A 19,808-nucleotide genomic window follows, 5' to 3' on the forward strand; every position below is an offset into this window, starting at 1 on the left:
CGCCGTGAGCAACGCCGTTTCACCATCGCCCAGTTTCTGGAAGCGCAATCAACAAAAACTAGCCCCCTGGCTCTTTCTCGCCCCCGGCCTGTTGATGTTTGTCCTCTACGTTCTGGTGCCAATTTTCGAATCCATCTGGATCAGTTTTCACGACTGGGACGGCATGGGTGAGATGAGCTGGATCGGCTTTGGCAACTATGCCGAGCTGCTTCAGGACGATACATTCTATGTCTCGCTGAAAAACAACATCATCTGGCTGGTGCTGTATCTCCTGTCCATTCCAGCAGGCTTGGCTGTAGCGTTGTTCCTGAACCAGAATGTGCGCGGCATCCGGCTTTACAAATCGCTGTTCTTTTTCCCGTTCGTCATCAGTCAGGTCGTCGTCGGGTTGATGTTTACCTGGTTCTACGCACCGGATTTCGGACTGTTTTCAAAGCTTCTGGAGTGGTTGACAGGCCAGCAGATCGCCATTCTCGCCGACGAGAATTATGTGACCTACGGCATCATCATTGCTGGCCTCTGGCCGCAGACGGCCTATTGCATGATCCTTTATCTGACGGGTCTCAACAACATCAATCCCGAGCAGGTGGAAGCTGCGCGCATGGATGGCGCCAAGGGTTTCAAGCTGTTGTGGAACATCATTCTGCCGCAACTGGCGCCCGCAACCTTCATCGCCATGGTCGTTACCGTCATCGGCTCGCTGCGCTCCTTCGACCTCGTCTCCGTCATGACCGCTGGCGGACCCTACGGCTCCAGCTCGGTGCTGTCCTATTTCATGTATGAGCAGGCGCTTTCGGAATATGGTTTCCGTATGGGTTATGGCGCAGCCATCGCCGTCGTTCTCTTCCTCATCATGATGATCTTCATCACGCTCTTCATCGTGCGCATGCTGAGCCAGGAAAGGAATTCCTGATGTTCCCCGCACCCATTCAGACAGCCTCACCTTTCATTCGCTGGGGCTACAAGATCATACTGCCGATTGCGCTCATTCTCTGGCTGTTGCCATTGATCGGCGTGGCGATCACCTCCGTCAGACCGGCAGGCGATTTTGCCGCTGGCAATTATTTCGGCATGCCTTCAGGCTTTGCCGGCGTTGAAAACTATACCGCTGTGTTCCGGGATTCGCCCATCGGGCTCTATATTCTGAACTCGTTCAAGGTCACGATCCCCACCGTGATCGGCGCTGTTGCGCTCTCCTGCCTCACGGGTTTTGCGCTGGCGGTCTATAAGTTCAAGGCTAACCTGCTTCTGTTCTTCATGTTCGTGGCTGGCAACTTCATTCCGTTCCAGATCCTGATGGTGCCGGTGCGTGACATGACGCTGCGGGCCGGTCTTTACGACACGACGATGGGCCTTGTGCTGTTCCACGTCGCCTTCCAGACCGGGTTCTGCACGCTGTTTATGCGCAACTTCATCAAGGGCCTGCCCTTTGCGCTGATTGAATCCGCCCGTGTCGAAGGCGTTTCGGAATGGAGGATTTTCCGCCACATCGTGCTGCCGCTGATGCGCCCGGCGATTGCGGCGCTGTCGGTGCTGGTCTTCACCTTCGTCTGGAATGATTATTTCTGGGCCACGGTTCTGGTGCAGGGACAGCACGCCATGCCCGTGACCGCCGGTCTCTATTCGCTGAACGGCCAATGGGTTGCCGCCTGGCATCTGGTTTCCGCAGGCTCGCTGGTTGCGGCTCTGCCACCCGTTGCCATGTTCTTCATCATGCAAAAGCACTTCATTGCCGGATTGACACTGGGAGCGACCAAGGGATGAGCCATATCATCACAATCGGCAAAGGAAGCTTCACGCTCAACCTTCGCCTGCCCGAACTCGGCATGCCGGAAATTCTTTCTTTTGCAACAGCGGCAACCTCTGCCGATCCACTGTTTGACATTGAGCGTTCCAGCCGGGTGAACGGCATGGACGTGGCGGTGCCCTCCTCGGTGCTGCTGCCAACCGGTGGAATGGGCTTTTTCGGCTGGCCTGCCATATCGGGCCACCGGCAGGGGCGTGATTTCACGCTGCAGTTCGGCGCGTGGAAGGTGCAAACCGCAGGAAATGCGACAACGCTGCGCGGCCATGACGCCGTGGCGAAAATCGATATTGCAATCACCCTGACCGAGCATGTATCCGGCCTGATCTCCATGTCCACCGCGCTGACCAACCGCGCAGACACCGATTACCAGCTGGACCGCTGCATGGCGGCCACTTTTGCGGCACCGGCGGGTGAAACGGAACTGACCAGCTTTACCGGCATGTGGGGACGTGAGTTTCAAACCCGCAAGGAAGTTCTCGGCAACGGCATCTGGTCTCAGGAAAGCCGGCGCGGGCGCACATCGCATGACCGGTTCCCGATGATCTTTGTTGAGACAGTTGAGCAGCGTTTCGGCGTGACGCTGGGATGGAGCGGCAACCACCATGTCGTCATTGACCGCACGGATGACGGCCGGCGGCTGATCCATATGGGTGAATTGTTCGAGCCGGGTGAAGTCATTCTAAAATCTGGCGAAACCTACCAAAGCCCTGTTGCCTATGCCGGGCCGGATACTGAGGCACTTCATGCCTTTGTCCGTAGCGAACTTCTTGACTGGCCGGGTGGAAAAATGTCTCCACGTCCGGTGACGCTCAACACCTGGGAAGGCAACTACTTCGACCACAAGATGGACTCTCTGAAGGCGCAGGCAACGGCTGCGGCAGAGATCGGCATCGAGCGCTTCGTGCTGGATGATGGCTGGTTCGGCAAGCGTGACGACGACACCACAAGCCTGGGCGACTGGGATATCGACGCCCGCAAATATCCAAATGGCCTGAAGCCGCTGGTGGACCACGTAACCGGTCTTGGCATGCAGTTCGGCATCTGGTTCGAGCCTGAAATGATCAACCCGGTATCGGAGCTTTACAAGAAACACCCGGACTGGGCCTTGCAGATTGATGGACGCCCGCTGCTGCAATCGCGCACCCAGCTTGTGCTTGATCTGACACGGCAGGAGGTTTCCGACTACCTGTTTGCCAAGATCGACGCTGTCCTTGCAAACCATGCCGTTTCCTATGTGAAATGGGATATGAACCGCGACCTGACCCATGCGGGCGGGCGTGACGGCAGGGTGAAGACCTCTGCCCAGACCCGCGCCGTCTATGCGCTGATGGACCGCGTGCGCAAGGCGCATCCGAATGTCGAAATCGAAAGCTGCGCGTCCGGCGGCGGCCGCATCGACTTTGGCGTTCTGGTCCGCACGCACCGGGTCTGGACATCCGATTGCACCGACGCTCTGGAACGGTTGGAAATCCAGCGCGGCGCGTCACTGTTCGTGCCGCCGGAAATTCTCGGAAGCCACATCTCCGCCTCCCCCAACCACCAGACGGGGCGGCGCCACACGCTGGCCTTCCGGGCGCTGGTGGCCATGGCCTATCATCTCGGCGTCGAGCTCAACCCTCTGGAGCTGACGGATTCAGAGCGCAGTGAGCTGAAGCTTTACATCGAAACCTACAAGAGGCTTCGAGCCCTGCTGCATGCACCAGAGGCAAATTTTCAGGCAGAGCCTGTGGACGGACGTTACGTCTGGGGTGCGGCCAGTGCCGACAAGATCGTCATCATCATTGCGCAGGGACCGCAGATGGTGGGCGAGCAACCGGCAGCGCTCAAACTGCCAGCCAGCGTGACCAAGCTGGGCGGCACCTGGAAAATCACAAATTCACTTCCGGTAAAACCGGAATTCATTCGCATCTCAGAGGGCCAGACAAAGCTGCTCTCCGGCGATATCAGCTTCGAGCTTTCCAGCGTAGGCCTAGCAGGCCTGCCATTGCCGATGCTGAAACCGGAAAGCGCGCTGCTCCTCGAACTGGAACCTGTCAAGGGAGGCAAGATCAATGGCTGACGTAAGCCTGCGCAACGTCAAGAAAGAGTTTGGCGCTCTCAGCGTCATCAAAGGCGTCGATCTCGACGTGAAGGATGGCGAATTCTGCGTCTTCGTCGGTCCCTCCGGCTGCGGAAAATCCACCCTGTTGCGAATGATTGCCGGTCTTGAGGAAATATCCTCCGGTGCGCTTTCCATCGGCGGCAAGGACATGACCAGGATTGGCCCCTCGGAACGGGGTGTCGCCATGGTTTTCCAGTCCTATGCGCTTTACCCGCACATGACGGTTGCCGAAAACATCGGCTTTGGTCTGAAAATGACCGGCCATGCGCAGGATATGATTGCCGAGCGCACGGCGCACGCCGCAAAAATGCTGCAGCTTGAACCGCTTTTGAAGCGCAAGCCGGGCCAGCTTTCCGGCGGCCAGCGCCAGCGTGTGGCTATTGGCCGTGCGATTGTTCGCAACCCGGAAGTCTTCCTTTTCGATGAGCCGCTGTCCAACCTCGATGCAGCCCTGCGCGTGCAGATGCGCGGCGAGCTTTCCAAGCTGCATAAGGATCTGAAGGCAACGATGATCTATGTGACCCATGATCAGGTGGAAGCCATGACCATGGCCGACAAGATCGTGGTTCTGTCTGCGGGCAAGATCGAGCAGGTCGGAACGCCGCTTGAGCTTTACCACCGTCCGGCAAATCTCTTCGTGGCTGGCTTCATCGGCTCGCCGAAGATGAATGTGCTGAAAGTGCCAGCAGCAAACCAGAACGGCAAGATCGTTCTGACCCTGCCGGGCGGCGCAACGCTTGCGCTGGATGCCCCCAACACGGCTACCCTCAGCAATGCAAGCTTCGGCATCCGCCCCGAGCATATCAGCGCGACGGGCGAAGGTGACGTGGTGCTGGAAGGAACGGTGCGGCTTGCGGAATATCTCGGTTCGGAAACGCTGTTCTTCGTGGAACTCGCGGATGGCTCGGAAATCTCGGTCAAGGCCGACGGTCTGGCCAGTGCGAAGCCGGGCGACACACTGAAACTCGGTATCAATGCCAAGGCGTGCCACGTCTTTGACGAAAAAGGCCATGCCATCATCAATGGGGATTTGACGCGATAATGCTGGGCGTATGTTATTATCCAGAGCACTGGGACGAAAGCCGTTGGGCTGAAGACGCACGCCGCATGCGCGAGCTTGGCATTTCCTTCGTGCGCATTGGTGAATTTGCCTGGTCGCGGCTTGAGCCTGCGCGTGGGGAATTCGATTTCGGCTGGCTTGATAGGGCCATGGACGTGCTCCATGCCGCTGGCCTCAAGGTTGTGCTGGGAACACCGACCGCCACGCCGCCGAAATGGCTGGTGGATGAGCACCCCGATATTCTGCCCTATGATGAAGACGGCAAGGTGCGCGGCTTTGGCTCGCGCCGTCATTACACCTTCTCCTCACAGACATGGTGGCGGGAAAGCGCACGCATTGTCGAGATTATTGCGCAGCGTTATGGCGCGCATCCCGGGCTCGTCGGCTGGCAGACGGACAATGAATATGGCTGCCATGACACGACCGCATCATGGGGGGCCGAAGACCTCAAGCAGTTCAAGCAATGGCTGCGGCTGCGCTATCAATCGCCACAGCAGCTGAACGAAGCCTGGGGCTCGGTTTTCTGGTCGATGGAACTGAAGAGTTTTGACGATGTGCGGCTGCCGAACCTGACGGTGACGGAACCCAACCCGGCCACCCGGCTGGATTTCTGGCGCTTCCAGTCTGATCAGGTTGCCGCTTACGACAAGATGCAATGCGATATCCTTCGCAAGCACTCGCCGGACCGTTGGATCACGCATAATTTCATGGGTTTCGTTTCGGATTTCGACCACTTCAAGGTGGGCGACAATCTCGATCTCGCATCCTGGGACAGCTACCCGATCGGCTTTGTCGAGAAGTTTCCCTTCACGGAAGAGGAGCGCAATCGCTGGGCGCAGACATCGCACCCCGATATTGCCCCCTACCACCACGATCTTTATCGCGGCGTTGGCAAGGGCCGTTTCTGGGTGATGGAACAGCAGCCCGGACCGGTGAACTGGGCGCCGTGGAACCCCGTGCCGAAGCCGGGAATGGTGCGGCTGTGGACATGGGAGGCGCTTGCCCATGGCGCAGAAGTCGTCAGCTATTTCCGCTGGCGCCAGGCTCCCTTTGCGCAGGAGCAGATGCATGCGGGCCTCAACATGTCGGGTCTGGACGAGCTATCGCCTGGCGGACTGGAGGCACAGCGGGTTGGCGAAGAGCTGAAGGCTTTGGCCGACCTGCCGGCCAGCGAAAAGGCTCATGTGGCGCTGGTGTTCGACTATCAGAGCTACTGGACAACGATGATCCAGCCGCAGGCCAAGGACTTCCGCTATGAGGAGCTTTGCTTCCGCTGGTATGAAAGCCTTCGTCGTCTGGGTCTCGACATCGATTTCGTGCGCCCCGGCGATAGCCTCGAAGGCTATGCGCTTGTCGTCGTTCCCTGCATGACAGAGGTTGATGTTGCCACCGAGGCCGCCCTTGCCAAGGCCACCGGACACATCGTAATCGGTGCAAGAACCGGCTCTCGTGACCGCAATTTCGTGATCCCGAAAAACCTGCCACCCGGCCCGCTCGGCCAACGCACCGGCAACCGCGTCATTCAGGTTTCAACCCTGCGGCCCGGCCTTTCCGACGCCGTTTCAGGTGCTGTATCAGGCGCGGCCATCCGTTGGCGTGAAACGGTGCAGACCTCCGCAGAGGCACTGGCCCGTTTCGAAAATGGCGATCCGGCGCTGACACAAAGCGGCAATATGCTCTATCTCGCCTGCTGGGCCGATGAGGAACTGCTTTCCAGCGTGCTTGCACTGGCTGCGACAAAGGCCGGTCTCGACACAATGCCCCTGCCGGATACCATCCGCATCCGTCGCCGCGGCAACCTCACCTTTGCCTTCAACTATGGCACCGAGGCGTGGACGGTTCCCGCCGGTGTGAAGATTGTGCTGGGAGAGAGCGTGTTGGAACCGCAGGCCGTTTCCATCTGGACGAAATAACGAACATCTGAGAGCCCGCAAATATCATTGCGGGCTCTCACACTTTACGCTGCCGGATTGCGCAGCAACCGAAGCGCGTTGATGGTGACCAGAACAGTGGCGCCGGTATCTGCCAGAATGGCGGGCCAAAGCCCGGTGATGCCAAGGATTGTCGTGACCAGAAACACCGCTTTCAGACCAAGCGATATGGCGATGTTCTGCCTGATATTGCGCATGGTGCGTTTGGAAAGCGCGATCATGTGCGCGACATCGCTGACGCGGCCATGCAGAATGGCAGCATCCGCCGTTTCCAGCGCCACATCCGTGCCGCCACCCATGGCAATGCCGATATCAGCCGCCGCAAGTGCCGGTGCATCATTGATGCCATCGCCAACCTTGCCGACCACATAACCCTCAGACTTCAACTCGCCCACGATCCGCTGCTTGTCCTCCGGCATCAGCTCGGCGCACACCTCGATGCCGAGTGTCTGGCCGATGGCATCCGCCGTGCGCTTGTTATCGCCTGTTAGCATGATGATCTTGACGCCGCTCTCCTTCAGCATCGCCAGACCCTGCACGGCGTCCGTGCGAGGCTCATCACGCATGGCAATGGCACCGGCCAGCTGTCCGCCTGCAATCAGAACGGAGACTGTTTTGCCTTCGTCATTTAATGCCGTGATCGTCTTCAGATGCTGTTGCGGGATGGCAATCAGATCATTGGCAGCTTTTGGCGAACCCAGAAATATCTCCTGCCCCTCAACAACAGCCGTCACGCCCTTGCCGCCCAGCGCCTTGGCATCCGTAGCGGATGGAATAGTGATGCCATCTTCCCTGGCCTTGGCGAGAATGGACAGCGCAAGCGGGTGGCTGGAGCCTGTTTCGAGTGCGGCTGCCAGAGGCAGAATGTCGGCCTGAGCAAACTCAAACGGCACGATATCGGTGACGACAGGCTTTCCTTCCGTCAGGGTTCCGGTCTTGTCCAGCGCAACGGCGGTCAGCTTGCCAAGCCCTTCCAGCACCGCGCCGCCTTTCATGAGAAGGCCGCGCCTTGCGCCCGCAGACAGGGAAGCGGCGATGGCAGCGGGTGTCGAGATGACCAGCGCACAGGGGCAACCGATCAGAAGAATGGCAAGCCCTTTGTATATCCATTCATTCCAGTCACCGCCAAGAAACAAGGGCGGGAGGATGGCTACGAGGGCTGCGATGGCAACGACCGCTGGCGTGTAATAGGTGGAGAAGCGGTCAATGAAACGCTCGGTCGGCGCTTTCTTCTCCTGCGCTTCCTCCACGAGTTTCACGACACGGGCAATGGTGTTGTCTTCAGCCGTCGCGGTTACCCGAACGCGCAGAGCAGCGTTACCGTTGACCGTGCCAGCAAAGACGAGGTCATCAGGCCCCTTGTTGACCGGCACGCTTTCGCCTGTCACCGGCGCTTCGTCCACGGCACTTTCACCCGAAAGAATGACGCCATCTGCCGAGATGCGATCACCCGGGCGAACGAGAATGACGGAGCCGATGGCAAGGGTCTCGGCCTTCACCTCACGCGTCTGTCCCATTTCTTCCAGCAGAGCTGTCTTGGGAACGAGTGCGGCCAGAGACTTGATGCTGTCTCGCGCCTTGCCCGCTGCCACGCCTTCCAGCAGCTCACCCACCAGAAACAGAAAGACAACCGCTGCTGCCTCTTCCGTGGCATTGATGGCAAGCGCACCGATGGCTGCAATCGTCATCAGCATTTCAATGGAAAACGGCGTTCCTGCGCGGGCAGCCATGAAGGCCCGGCGCGCAATCGGCATCAGACCAACCAGCATCGCCAGCGTAAAGGCATAGATCTGAATAGCCGGAAACAGATGCCCGACACCATAGGCCACAGCAAGCGTCGCGCCAGCCAAAATCGTCGCGCGACCCTTTTTGCTGTTCCACCAGGGCCCGGTGGAAGGCCCGTGAGCGTGCCCGTGCAAGCCTTCGACCGATGCCTGTTCCGGCTTCTGGTGTTCGTGATGATCATGGGAACAGCCTGGGCCGTGTTCATGCGCAACTTCAGGTTTTGCGGCGGCACCAGATGGAATTTGCGTAGCGTCATAGCCAAGGCCCGTCACCTGTCTGCCAATGGCGGCCAGATCGCTCGTCGTATCATGGCTGACGGTCATGGTGCCTGATGTGACGGAGACGGAAACATCCTCGACACCCGACATGCGGCGTACCGCCGTGTCGATCTTAGCTGCGCAGGATGCGCAATCCATTCCCTCTACCCGAAATCTGGTTTGCAATGAGGCACTCATATCGTGTTTCCCTTGTTCACGACACCAGTGCTACGACCTACAGCCACTAGAGGTGCAAGAGAAAAAATGCCCGGATCGACATGATTTGTGAAAATCGCTCCTACCTATGTCCCTGCAGCCCGTGACATTGTCGTTCTGATCGAATAGATTTTTCCAAAAAAATTCAAAATAGTCTAAGTTATTGATTTATATATATTATCATGCTTTTAAATATTTCCTTTTTGTAGTTTGCGCGAGGCCCCACGATCCTCTCCAAAAGGAGAGATTTCATGGAATATTTGGACACGTATCATCCGTATTGGTCAGGTAAACTTGCCGCCGAATACGAAAATCGCGCCGGCGAAATCGGTGCAGTGCAGCCGACAGAACGTGTACCGCGTCTCCCAAATCGAGCTTCGAGGCAATCTCGCAAACACAATCGTGATCACAAATTTTCTTCGAAGAAGTTTTCTGACACCAAAAACGACGAGATACATCAATAAATCGCTAGAAAACTGCTAATCAGTGCATATTGTTGTTGACTCAAAATCCGCCCTCCGTAAACGTGATCACATTGATAGTTTTTTAAGGGCTCACCCCGTGGCATTCACCCAACCCATTGGCCAAATGAAATCCGAAGCGCTTCTCGCAGCTGCAGAACGGATTCTTACCGACGAAACAGCGCTCTTCGCGAGCCAGCGACCGCGCAGCAAGGAGATTTTCACCGCGCCATCATCTGGTTTTTTCAACCAGGTGCCGCAATACTGGATGCGCGACTGGCCGATGCCGTTCCCGGTTGTGGTCGCCAAGGCTTCCGGGAGCGAGGTTTGGGACGTCGATGGAAATCACGCAATTGATTTCTGTCTGGGAGACAGCGGCGCAATGTTTGGGCATGGACCGCAACCGATTTTGAATGCCATGGCCGGCGCCGCCACATTGGGCCTGACGACCATGCTGCCGTCCAAGGATCTGGATGCCGTTGGCCAGCTTTTGCGCAAAACATTCGGCATGCCCATGTGGCAGGTGACGGCGACCGCCAGTGACGCCAACCGCTTCGCCTTTCGGGTCGCTCGTGCCGTGACGGGCCGCAAGAAAATCCTCGTGTTCGATGGTTGCTACCATGGCGCGGTCGATGAAACGCTGGTGGACCTCGTAGACGGGAAGACAGTCGCTCGCAACGGCCTGCTTGGACAGGCGGCGGATCTCGCCGAGTTCACGGTCTCTATCCCCTTCAATGATATTCCAGCTCTGGAAGCTGCGCTGAAGGATTGTGACATCGCTGTCGTTGTGGCGGAGCCCGTCATGACCAATTGCGGCATGATTCTTCCGCTTCCAGGGTTTCATAAGGCCCTGCGAGATCTGACGCGGGCCACCGGGACGCTGCTCCACATCGATGAAACGCATACAATTTCCACCGGATTTGGCGGATATACGAAAGTACACGGTCTTGAGCCGGATATTTTCGTCGTCGGAAAGCCTGTCGGCGGTGGTATTCCTGTCGCTCTGTGGGGCATGACGGATGATGTGGCGAGCAGGTTTGCCGCTGTGCGCGCGGCGAACACGGGCACGGGCCACTCAGGCATAGGCACGACGCTCGCGGGCAGCGCTCTGCAGCTCGCCTGCCTCAGGGCGTGCCTTGAAGAGGTAATGACAGTCGAAGCGCACGACAAAATGAACCGTCTTGCCGATATTGTCGAAAGAGGCTTCTCCGCAGCCATAGAGCACTATGATCTGCCTTGGCATGTGGGTCGCGTCGGTGCCCGGCTCGAGATCGTGTTTGCTCCCAATCCGCTGCGCAACGCCAGTGAAGCACACGATGCAGCCAACCCGACGATCCAGAAGGCGTTGCATACGGCATTCCTCAATCTGGGATATCTCGTCACCCCATTCCACAATATGGTTCTTGTGGCGCCGACCACCAGCGAAGAGAATGTCGTTGGCCTTGTCGCCAGCTTTGAGAAAATCCTTGATCGTATGACAAAGGCTGCATGAAATGACCGGAACGCGTCCACGCAATGCGGCACCCATCGAGGAAGCCGAGTCGTTCCTGGAAAAACATCCAGAGATCGCAGCCTTTGACCTTGTGCTGATCGATCCGAACGGTGTCGCACGCGGCAAGATCATTCGCCGCCATGAACTTCTGACACTGTTTCGTTCCGGGCGGCATCTGCCCGGCTCCATTCTGGGACTGGACGTCACTGGCGCCGATGTCGATGAGACGGGTTTGACCTGGGACGACGGAGACGCCGACAGAATCGCATGGCCGATTGCCGGATCACTGGTAACACTGCCGTGGACGTCGCCCGAACGCGGCGAAGTTCGCGTCATGCTTTACGAGCTGGATGGATCTCCCATGGGTGCCGATCCCCGGCAGGCTCTTCTGCGCCAGATCGAGCGATTTGAAGCGAAAAACCTCTTCCCCGTCCTGGCCTTCGAGCTGGAATTCTACCTGCTCGATGCCGACAAGGATGTTCTTGGAAAACCGAAGGCAGCACGCCTGCCCCTCTCCGGCGCGCCGTCAAAGGGCAACCAAGTCTACAGCGTTGCCGTGCTGGATCAGTTCGAGCCGTTTATCGATGCTCTGTACCGCGCCGCGGCCGTCCAGAACCTGCCGGTTGAAACGATGATCTCCGAATATGCGCCCGGCCAGTACGAACTCACGCTGCGTCACCAGGCCCAGGGCCTGCGCGCGGCGGACGATCTGGTGATGCTCAAGCGACTCGTTCGGGGCCTTGCGCTCCGGCATGGGATGCGCGCGAACTTCATGGCCAAGCCCTTCGCCCAACATGTCGGCTCTGGCATGCATCTTCACGCCAGCCTTGCGGACCCGTCGGGTCGCAACCTGTTCGCTGACGTCGCGGATGATCTCGCGCCGATGTTGCGTCACGCGATCGGCGGTCTTCAGCAGACCATGGCCGACTCGATGCTGATGTTTGCGCCCAATCTGAATTCCTGGCGCCGTTTTGCACGCAACAGCTATGCACCGACCTCGCCGACCTGGGGGCGCAACAACCGCAGCGTTGCCATCAGGGTGCCGGCAGGCAACCCGGCCAATCGCCACCTTGAACACCGCTCCGCCGGTGTCGACGCCAACCCTTATCTGGTTGGTGCAACTGTGCTTGCCGGAATGTATCAAGGGATCGAAAACCAGATCGAGCCAGATGCAGAGGCGTCCACCTACAGCGATGATATCACAACGACCTTGCCACGCGACTGGGGCGCAGCGATTGAACAAGCCGCTCAATCCGAGTTTCTAAAGGAAGCACTCGGTGCACGTATGGCCTCGGTCTTCATTGCGCTGAAGCAAGTGGAACACCGCTTCTTTTCCAGTGAGGTGACAGACGAAGAGTTTGCCTATTATGGCGATGTCATATGAAGGCCCACGAAGGCCAACTTCGTTCAGCTCTGGTGACCGGGGCTGGCGGGCCTGATGGCATAGGCTTTGCCATTGCCCGCAAGCTTGCACAAAACGGTCTCGCCGTGTTCATCACCGGCGCCAGCGAGCGGATCCATTTGCGCGCTCAAGAACTGCAGGCACAGGGATACGACGTAACGTCCCATGTCGCAGATCTCACCAATGCTCAGGAAGTGGTGCGTTTACGAGAGCGAGTGGGGGCTGTCGATGTCCTGATCAACAATGCAGGTATGGGATCCACGGCAGTGCCTGCCGTGCAACGGGAATTCCTGGCCCTGAGCGAAGCCGATTGGGACGTTGGGATCGACGTCACTCTCAAGACGGCCTTCCTGGTCACGCGAGCCTTTCTCGCGTCGATGATTGAAAACAGGCGCGGGCGTATCGTGAATATCGCCTCTGTGAGTGGCCCGTTGGTTTCCAACCCCGGCGAGGCCGCCTACTCCGCGGCAAAGGCAGGTATGGTGGGGCTCACCCATGCGCTTGCGCTCGAAGTTGGCTCTTGTGGCATAACGGTGAATTCGGTCGCCCCGGGTTGGATCGAGACAGGCGCCTCTACCGAGGATGAGCGGATCGCTGCTCGGCACACCCCTCTGGGACGCGCCGGGAGACCGGATGAAGTCGCTGCGGCCGTCGCCTTTCTGGCCTCTGCCGAAGCAAGCTACGTCAACGGCGCCATGCTCGTTGTCGATGGTGGCAATGTCCTGCAGGAACGCAAGGTGCAACTCGCCTGAACAGGCAACCAATTGATGAGAGAGAACATGCTTCGCAAGACCGATTTCTATATAAATGGCGGATGGGTCGCACCGGTCGCAGCCAATGATTGCGCGGTGATCAATCCTGCCACGGAACAGGCTTTCGCCACCATTTCACTCGGATCTGCTGAAGATGTCGACAGGGCTGTGCTGGCGGCACGACGCGCGTTCAGGGCTTGGAGTGCAACGGACCGCGAGACGCGGCTGTCATGGCTCAACCGTTTGCTGGCCGAGTACGAGGGTCGATCCGTTGATCTCGCCAAGGCAATGTCTGCCGAAATGGGTGCGCCGATCCGGCTCGCGATTGATGAACAGGCTGCATCCGGTTCCTTCCACATCCGTAATTTCATCGAGGCATTGGAAGAGTTCGAGTTCGAGCGTCACCATGAGATGCGGGGCGCAACGGCGATCATTGCCTACGAACCCATCGGTGTCTGCGGCTTGATCACGCCCTGGAACTGGCCGATGAATCAGGTCGTGCTGAAGGTGGTTGCTGCCGTCAGCGCAGGCTGCACCGTTGTTCTCAAGCCTTCGGAACTGGCTCCCATCTCGTCGATGATCTTCGCTGACATCATAGACGCTTCGGGACTACCGGCCGGTGTCTTCAATCTGGTGAATGGTGATGGACCAACGGCCGGAGCTGCGATGTCTTCTCATCCCGACATCGACATGATGTCATTCACCGGATCGACGGATGCAGGCATTGCCGTGACCAAAGCTGCGGCAGGCACGGTCAAGCGCGTCGCGCTTGAGCTTGGCGGCAAATCGCCCAATCTGATTTTCGCAGATGCGGATATCAATCAGGCGGTTCGCAAGGGTCTTGAAGCCATTTTTGAAAACACTGGTCAAAGTTGCAACGCGCCTTCGCGCATGCTCGTCGAGCGCTCGGTTTATGAGCAAGCCGTGGCGATTGCAGCCGAAGTTGCAGAGACAACGAAGGTTGGCGACCCGTCAGTTGATGGAGACCATATCGGTCCCGTCAGCTCGGAGCGGCACTTCGGCAAGGTGCAGGGCATGATCGCACGCGGGATCGAAGAGGGCGCCCGTCTCGTTGCGGGTGGCGTGGGCCGGCCGTCCGGTCTCGATCGTGGCTATTATGTGCGCCCAACAGTCTTTGCCGACGTTGACAACAAGATGGCTATTGCACAGCAGGAAATCTTCGGACCAGTCTTGTCGATCATTCCATTCGACACAGAGGAAGAAGCCATTGCGATCGCCAATGACACAGCCTACGGGCTGGCCGCCTATATCCAGTCTGGCGACAAAGAGCGCATTCGTCGCGTGTCCAGGGCATTGCGCGCGGGCATGGTTCGGATAAACGGGGCAAGCCACGCAATCGGTGCACCGTTTGGCGGCTACAAGCAATCCGGCATTGGCAGAGAAGGTGGCCACTTTGGCATTGAGGACTTCATGGAGGTGAAGGCCCTCAGCGGCATCACGGATTGACCTCAGGGACCAGAATCCGTCAACTGATCACTGGAAGACTTTCCGGTGATCGGTTTGGGAACACTGGTTGTCAATCACCGCGTTATGCTAGAACTTCGGGAAATCTACTGACGCACCGTTCAGCACGCACGCGTGGCTGCAAATCTTGACGGGACCGCGGCGAGGCCGTCGGCGACGACCGTATTAAGGCATATGAAGCAATGCGAGAACTATCGACCCAGCAGCAACAGGTGTATCAGGCCTTGCGCGAGCAGCTGATTTCCGGCCGCTTTTCTCCGGGAACGAGCGTCAGTCTCAGGGGCCTGAGCAAAAGCATGGGCGTTGGCCTGATGCCGGTGCGCGAAGCGATCACGCGGCTCAGTGGCGAGCGGGCGCTGGAAGTCCGCCGCAATGGTCGGGTCTGCATACCCGAGCTTACGCGCCAGCGTTTCGAGGAACTCATGCAAGCCCGGCTACAACTTGAGCCCCTCTGCGCTAGCCGGGCTCTACCCTACGTCACGCCAGAAACCATCACTCTGATGGAAGCTTGCGACCTGCGCATGAACGAAAGTTACGGAGCCAAGGACGCAGACGCCTATATGCGTGAAGACTATCTCTTTCACTTCGAATTGTATCGCGCTGGTGGGTCTGAGATCCTCGTTGCCTTGCTGGAGAGCATCTGGATGCAGTTTGGTCCGTTCATGCGCAGCGTCTACGAAATGACCGAAACGAAAAGCATTGTCGACAAGCACCAGATGACACTCGAAGCCATCCGCCGCGGAGATACCGAAGCCTTAAGTGTGGCGATCAAGGCGGACATTCTGGATGCGATCCACCTGTTAAAGCAGACCCTTGGAAAGGACACACCGTAGGAGCGACCAACCGCAATTCATTCACCTCTCAGCGGGGGCGCGGCTGACGAGCCTTATCCTTCTGCACTATAGCCCGTGGGCAGACAGCAGCGCGGCCCCAGCCAACCATTCACAGTCCAGCGTCACATGCCGGTGTCATCACTCTTCTGCTTATAGAGACCGCGAAACGGCGCGGGCGATCCGCTGGCAGCAATTTGGAAGATCGCACTGCAGATCCTCCTTCCGTTCGCGCTGGGACGGCTCGCACGGCCCTGGCTTTCGGGCTTCATAAACCGTCACAAATGCCTTGGCACGTGAAGACCGTCTGGCGCTGCTCTACTGCGGCTCCACCAAGAGCCTCGCGACAGGACTACCGATGGCAGGCATCCTGTTTGACCGTGCTGAAGTGGCGCTCATCATCCTGGCGCTGATGCTCTATCACCTGATCCAACTGACCGCGCTGGCGATGTTGTCGCAGCGCAGTGCTGGGGCGGTCGCGACCGAATGAGCGGCTGGTCTGGCACCTGGCAGGCGCTTTAGCGCCGCTGTCCGGCTTCGGAGATCGCGACCTCGCGCAGGCGTTGGCGGCCGACATGACCGGCTCCATCCTGAATATCAGCCGTTATTGCATCTTTCAGGGCAACGGCATCCCGGCGCCTAATCGCCTCGATTGCTTCGACATGCCTGTCCACCTGGTAGCTTTGGTCGAGATGGGCAACTGCCTCGCGCATGAACGGCCCCATCCGGAGCCAGACGGATTCAATCAGCGGCATCAGAACGAAGGAGGACGTCACATCGTACATGCAGCGATGAAAAGCGAAGTTGCGCTCTATGCCGAGTTCGATGTCGCCGGCCTCGTAAGCCTCGTCGATCATGTTATCCAGGGCGACCAGACGGTCGATACGCAGAAAATCGATGAAGTGCATGGCCCTTTCAGCCGCGACTGTCTCCAGCGCCACGCGGGCAGCAATCAGTTCGTCGAACCGCTCCGGTCCTATATCAGGCACCCGCACACGCCTGTTGTCGAGATACTCCAGCGCACCGTCCGCAATCAGTTGTTCGAGCGCTCCGCGTACCGGCATTGTGCTCACGCCGAGGATCTCGGAAAGACCCGAAATCGTAACCGGGTGACCCGGTGGAAAGCGGCCGCTCATGATCGCGCGGCTGAGCGAACGATAGACCCATTTCTTGGTCGGTTCGCCCTTCAGCTTAGGTTCGCTACTAACGGAAATCTTCAAGCTGTCTGTCAACGGTACCTGATGCCTCTGCCCATGCCCTCAGACGTCCCGCGACGCTGACAAATCCCGCCATAGCATAACAATAACCGCTTTGCAGGCCTATTTGACATATGATCATATCACGTATAAATTTGATCATATTATACAAGAAGGCCACAAGGCCTGACCTCGGGGGTTCAGATGCATGTATTCATGAAAGTCGATGAAGGACCTATCGTCCGTCCCTGAACATGCCGGTGCTGCGTTCAACGCAGCCTAAAACTGACAACAAACAGGAATTCTGTGGTCTTCTGGCTGGTGCATCTATGTGCCGCCGGTCGTGGCCCGAATTGACGGTGGAATATGATAGATGAACAGGAAGCGCGCGATTTTCTGAATGCCAACCCCGACATCGAGGTGCTTGAAGCATTCGTCATCGATGTAAACGGTGTGCCGCGTGGCAAATGGATTCCGCGCGAACGCGCAGTCGAAATTCTGGTCAAAGGCATGGCGATGCCGCGCTCGGTCTATGCGCTCGACATCTGGGGCAGAGACGTTAATGCAGCTGGTCTGGCCGAAGGCACCGGCGATCCCGACGGGATCTGCCGCGCCATTCCCGGAACACTCGCCCGTGTCGGCTGGCTTAAACGACCGACCGCCCAAGTCATGCTGAGCATGCAGAATGCGGCTGGCGATCCGTTTTATGCTGATCCCCGCCAGGTGCTGGCGACGGTGCTCGCCCGCTTCGAGCGCATGAAGCTGAGGCCGGTGGTTGCGACCGAACTCGAATTCTACCTCATCGATCCCGTGCGTTCGGCACTCGACCCGGTGAGGCCGCCCAACGCCCGCGAAGGTCGCTGGCACACTGGCCAGACGCAGGTTCTGTCGATTTCGGAATTGCAGGATTTCGAGGATGTGTTCAGCCAGATCGCTGCCGTCTGCCGCGAACAATTCGTGCCAGCCGACACCACGCTCCGGGAAAACGGTCCCGGGCAGTATGAGATCAATTTAAACCACCTGCCCGATGCGCTGCGTGCCGCCGACAATGCAGTTTTGCTCAAGCGCATCGTCAAGGGGGTTGCCCGCAAGAACGGTTTCGACGCCACCTTCATGGCCAAGCCCTATGGCACACAGGCCGGTAGCGGCATGCATGTGCACTTTTCGATGATTGATGACGCGGGAAACAATATTTATGCCGACGAGAACGGTCCGTCAGAAGCACTGATGCACTCCGTCGGTGGGCTGCTCAGCCATATGCACGACAGCACGGCGATCTTTGCGCCGCACGCCAATTCATTCCGCCGGCTCACGCCCACCGAACATGCGCCCACCTATGCCTCGTGGGGCCTCGACAATCGTTCGGCAGCCGTGCGCGTCATCACAGCCGGTCGGTCAGCGACCCGCATCGAACACCGTGTGGCCGGGGCCGATACCAATCCCTACCTCGTGCTCGCGATGATCTTGCAGGCCGCCTATATGGGCATGATCGAACGCAGAGACCCCGGCGGCCCCGTGACCGGTGACGCTCATGCCCCTGATATCGAGCCGCTTCAGCGCAACTGGCACTCGGCAGTGGAGGCATTCTCGCGTTCAGCCTTTGCCTACGCCGCACTTGGCCCTGAATTCCGCAAGCTCTACTCCGCCACCAAACGGCAGGAACTGCAGGAATTCTCTCTCAGGGTAACCGACGTCGAATATGACGCTTACATCAGGACAACGTGAAATGAGCGCTTCAGCAACTCAGGAAAATCCCGGCCACATCGCGTCATGGTATGCCGCTACCGCCAATGACAAGAAGATACGCCCCCCTCTCATAGGCGCTGTCGAGGCAGACGTCTGCATCATCGGCGCCGGCTTCACCGGCATCTCGGCAGCACTCGAACTCGCCGAAAAGGGCATGAGCGTCGTGGTTCTGGAAGCCGAACGCATCGGCTTCGGCGCATCGGGGCGCAATGGGGGCCAGATCGTCAATGGCTACAGCCGTGATTTCGATACGATCGAACGCCGTTTTGGACCCGAAACCGCCCGCAAGCTGGCACTCATGTCGCGCGAAGGCGGCGATATCATCAGGTCGCGCGTGGCCAGGCATGGTATCGACTGTGACCTGCGTGACGGGGGATTCTTCGCGGCCTTCACGACCAAGCAGCTGCGCGAATTTGAAGTCATCAAAAAGAGCTGCGAAAGCTACGGTATCGACGGCATGGAAATGGTCGGCAAGGACGATGTCGGTCGCTATGTCAGCAGCGCTCGCTATGCCGGCGGCATGATCGACAAGCGCGGGGGCCACATTCATCCGCTCAATCTCGTGCTCGGCGAGGCCCGGGCTGCTGAGGCTTTCGGCGCGCGCATTTATGAGAATTCCCGTGCCGTAAGCATCGATATCAGTGGCAAACGGCCGATCGTCAGCACCGCTGGCGGCAGCGTTAAATCCCGCTATCTGCTGGTTTGCGGCAACGCCTATCTCGGCAACCTGCTGCCGAAGATTACCGAGCGCATGATGCCGGTATCCAGTCAGGTGATGGTCACTGAAAAACTCGATCCGGCGCTGCTCGACCGGATGCTGCCAGCGGATTACTGCGTCGAGGACGCCAATTATGTTCTCGATTACTATAGACGCACCAGCGACAACCGCCTTCTCTATGGCGGCGGCATCGGCTATGGCGGCCAGGACCCCAACAATCTCACGGGCATCATCCGCCCCAACATGATCAAGACGTTTCCAGAGTTGACCAATACCCCGATAGATTTCGCCTGGAGCGGTAATTTTGCGCTGACGCTGACCCGCATCCCACATGTGGGCAAGCTGTCTGATACGGTATATTTCTCGCATGGCGACAGCGGGCATGGCGTGACCACCACACATCTTCTCGGCAAGATTCTCGGCGAGGCGGTGGTCGGCCACGCAGATCGCTTCGACATATGGGCGTCACTGCCGAGCCTGCCATTCCCCGGTGGTCGCGCTTTCCGCGTCCCGCTCACGGCGCTGGGGGCGTGGTGGTATGGGCTGCGTGACAGGTTGGGGGTTTAAAC

Annotated in this window: 16 protein-coding genes; 14 read left to right on the plus strand and 2 right to left on the minus strand. The window is 58.5% G+C overall.

Annotation, left to right across the window (positions count from 1 at the left end; all coding sequences use genetic code 11):
- Positions 1–4 precede the first annotated feature (4 nt).
- From ACQZ51_RS17555 to ACQZ51_RS17575, 5 genes are read left to right on the plus strand one after another with little or no spacing between them, the layout of a single operon-like run.
- On the plus strand, positions 5–913 hold the full coding sequence (locus ACQZ51_RS17555) for a carbohydrate ABC transporter permease (RefSeq protein WP_448779142.1): 909 nt from the start codon (positions 5–7) through the stop codon (positions 911–913).
- A complete protein-coding gene (locus ACQZ51_RS17560) occupies positions 913–1,764 on the plus strand; it encodes a carbohydrate ABC transporter permease (RefSeq protein WP_311273022.1) in 852 nt (283 codons plus the stop codon). Before ACQZ51_RS17555 ends, ACQZ51_RS17560 begins: the two co-directional genes overlap by 1 nt.
- Positions 1,761–3,866: an alpha-galactosidase gene (locus tag ACQZ51_RS17565; RefSeq protein ID WP_448779144.1), complete on the plus strand. Its 2,106-nt coding sequence runs from the start codon at positions 1,761–1,763 to the stop codon at positions 3,864–3,866. The genes ACQZ51_RS17560 and ACQZ51_RS17565 overlap by 4 nt, the downstream gene beginning before the upstream one ends.
- A complete protein-coding gene (locus ACQZ51_RS17570) occupies positions 3,859–4,950 on the plus strand; it encodes an ABC transporter ATP-binding protein (RefSeq protein WP_448779145.1) in 1,092 nt (363 codons plus the stop codon). Before ACQZ51_RS17565 ends, ACQZ51_RS17570 begins: the two co-directional genes overlap by 8 nt.
- Positions 4,950–6,881 (plus strand): beta-galactosidase, encoded by a 1,932-nt coding sequence (locus ACQZ51_RS17575; protein WP_448779147.1) that lies wholly within the window; start codon positions 4,950–4,952, stop codon positions 6,879–6,881. The genes ACQZ51_RS17570 and ACQZ51_RS17575 overlap by 1 nt, the downstream gene beginning before the upstream one ends.
- Before the next feature lie 44 nt (positions 6,882–6,925).
- On the opposite strand, the gene ACQZ51_RS17580 is transcribed toward ACQZ51_RS17575, so the two are convergent.
- On the minus strand, positions 6,926–9,139 hold the full coding sequence (locus tag ACQZ51_RS17580; RefSeq protein ID WP_448779149.1) for a heavy metal translocating P-type ATPase: 2,214 nt from the start codon (positions 9,137–9,139) through the stop codon (positions 6,926–6,928).
- Positions 9,140–9,408: 269 nt separating this feature from the next.
- Here ACQZ51_RS17580 and ACQZ51_RS17585 point away from each other — a divergent pair, with 269 nt between their 5' ends.
- The 7 genes from ACQZ51_RS17585 (at position 9,409) to ACQZ51_RS17615 (ending at position 16,069) form a co-directional block, all read left to right on the plus strand.
- Complete coding sequence (locus ACQZ51_RS17585) at positions 9,409–9,621, plus strand: hypothetical protein (RefSeq protein ID WP_448779151.1); 213 nt, start codon at positions 9,409–9,411, stop codon at positions 9,619–9,621.
- A gap of 97 nt (positions 9,622–9,718) precedes the next feature.
- On the plus strand, positions 9,719–11,110 hold the full coding sequence (locus ACQZ51_RS17590) for a transaminase (RefSeq protein WP_448779152.1): 1,392 nt from the start codon (positions 9,719–9,721) through the stop codon (positions 11,108–11,110).
- 1 nt (position 11,111) lies between these two features.
- The gene (locus tag ACQZ51_RS17595) at positions 11,112–12,494 is read left to right on the plus strand and encodes a glutamine synthetase family protein (protein ID WP_448779154.1); all 1,383 of its coding nucleotides are present in this window, start codon (positions 11,112–11,114) and stop codon (positions 12,492–12,494) included.
- The gene (locus ACQZ51_RS17600) at positions 12,491–13,264 is read left to right on the plus strand and encodes an SDR family NAD(P)-dependent oxidoreductase (RefSeq protein WP_448779156.1); all 774 of its coding nucleotides are present in this window, start codon (positions 12,491–12,493) and stop codon (positions 13,262–13,264) included. The genes ACQZ51_RS17595 and ACQZ51_RS17600 overlap by 4 nt, the downstream gene beginning before the upstream one ends.
- A 12-nt stretch (positions 13,265–13,276) precedes the next feature.
- Entirely contained in the window at positions 13,277–14,731 is a 1,455-nt protein-coding gene (locus ACQZ51_RS17605; RefSeq protein WP_448779158.1) for an aldehyde dehydrogenase family protein, read from the plus strand.
- Positions 14,732–14,931: 200 nt separating this feature from the next.
- Entirely contained in the window at positions 14,932–15,582 is a 651-nt protein-coding gene (locus ACQZ51_RS17610) for a GntR family transcriptional regulator (protein ID WP_448779160.1), read from the plus strand.
- Positions 15,583–15,868: 286 nt separating this feature from the next.
- Positions 15,869–16,069, plus strand: a complete 201-nt coding sequence (locus ACQZ51_RS17615) for a bile acid:sodium symporter (RefSeq protein ID WP_448779162.1) — start codon at positions 15,869–15,871, stop codon at positions 16,067–16,069.
- Between the two features lie 28 nt (positions 16,070–16,097).
- Here the strand turns inward: ACQZ51_RS17615 and ACQZ51_RS17620 are convergent, their stop codons facing one another.
- Positions 16,098–16,799 carry a GntR family transcriptional regulator gene (locus ACQZ51_RS17620; protein WP_448779163.1) on the minus strand — a complete coding sequence of 234 codons (702 nt, stop codon included), beginning with the start codon at positions 16,797–16,799 and terminating at the stop codon, positions 16,098–16,100.
- Positions 16,800–17,141: 342 nt separating this feature from the next.
- Between ACQZ51_RS17620 and ACQZ51_RS17625 the strand changes: the two genes are divergently transcribed.
- Both ACQZ51_RS17625 and ACQZ51_RS17630 read left to right on the plus strand, forming a co-directional pair.
- Entirely contained in the window at positions 17,142–18,500 is a 1,359-nt protein-coding gene (locus ACQZ51_RS17625; RefSeq protein ID WP_448779165.1) for a glutamine synthetase family protein, read from the plus strand.
- 1 nt (position 18,501) lies between these two features.
- Positions 18,502–19,806: an NAD(P)/FAD-dependent oxidoreductase gene (locus ACQZ51_RS17630; protein WP_448779167.1), complete on the plus strand. Its 1,305-nt coding sequence runs from the start codon at positions 18,502–18,504 to the stop codon at positions 19,804–19,806.
- Positions 19,807–19,808 lie beyond the last annotated feature (2 nt).

It is taken from the genome of Agrobacterium sp. CG674 (genome assembly GCF_053521645.1).

Bases quoted from the DNA above. Each gene is read 5' to 3' on its own strand.
- ACQZ51_RS17560 (WP_311273022.1), top strand. From the start codon at position 913: ATGTTCCCCGCACCCATTCAGACAGCCTCACCTTTCATTCGCTGGGGC.
- ACQZ51_RS17565 (WP_448779144.1), top strand. From the start codon at position 1,761: ATGAGCCATATCATCACAATCGGCAAAGGAAGCTTCACGCTCAACCTT.
- ACQZ51_RS17570 (WP_448779145.1), top strand. From the start codon at position 3,859: ATGGCTGACGTAAGCCTGCGCAACGTCAAGAAAGAGTTTGGCGCTCTC.
- ACQZ51_RS17575 (WP_448779147.1), top strand. From the start codon at position 4,950: ATGCTGGGCGTATGTTATTATCCAGAGCACTGGGACGAAAGCCGTTGG.
- ACQZ51_RS17580 (WP_448779149.1), bottom strand. From the start codon at position 9,139: ATGAGTGCCTCATTGCAAACCAGATTTCGGGTAGAGGGAATGGATTGC.
- ACQZ51_RS17585 (WP_448779151.1), top strand. From the start codon at position 9,409: ATGGAATATTTGGACACGTATCATCCGTATTGGTCAGGTAAACTTGCC.
- ACQZ51_RS17595 (WP_448779154.1), top strand. From the start codon at position 11,112: ATGACCGGAACGCGTCCACGCAATGCGGCACCCATCGAGGAAGCCGAG.
- ACQZ51_RS17600 (WP_448779156.1), top strand. From the start codon at position 12,491: ATGAAGGCCCACGAAGGCCAACTTCGTTCAGCTCTGGTGACCGGGGCT.
- ACQZ51_RS17610 (WP_448779160.1), top strand. From the start codon at position 14,932: ATGCGAGAACTATCGACCCAGCAGCAACAGGTGTATCAGGCCTTGCGC.
- ACQZ51_RS17625 (WP_448779165.1), top strand. From the start codon at position 17,142: ATGATAGATGAACAGGAAGCGCGCGATTTTCTGAATGCCAACCCCGAC.
- ACQZ51_RS17630 (WP_448779167.1), top strand. From the start codon at position 18,502: ATGAGCGCTTCAGCAACTCAGGAAAATCCCGGCCACATCGCGTCATGG.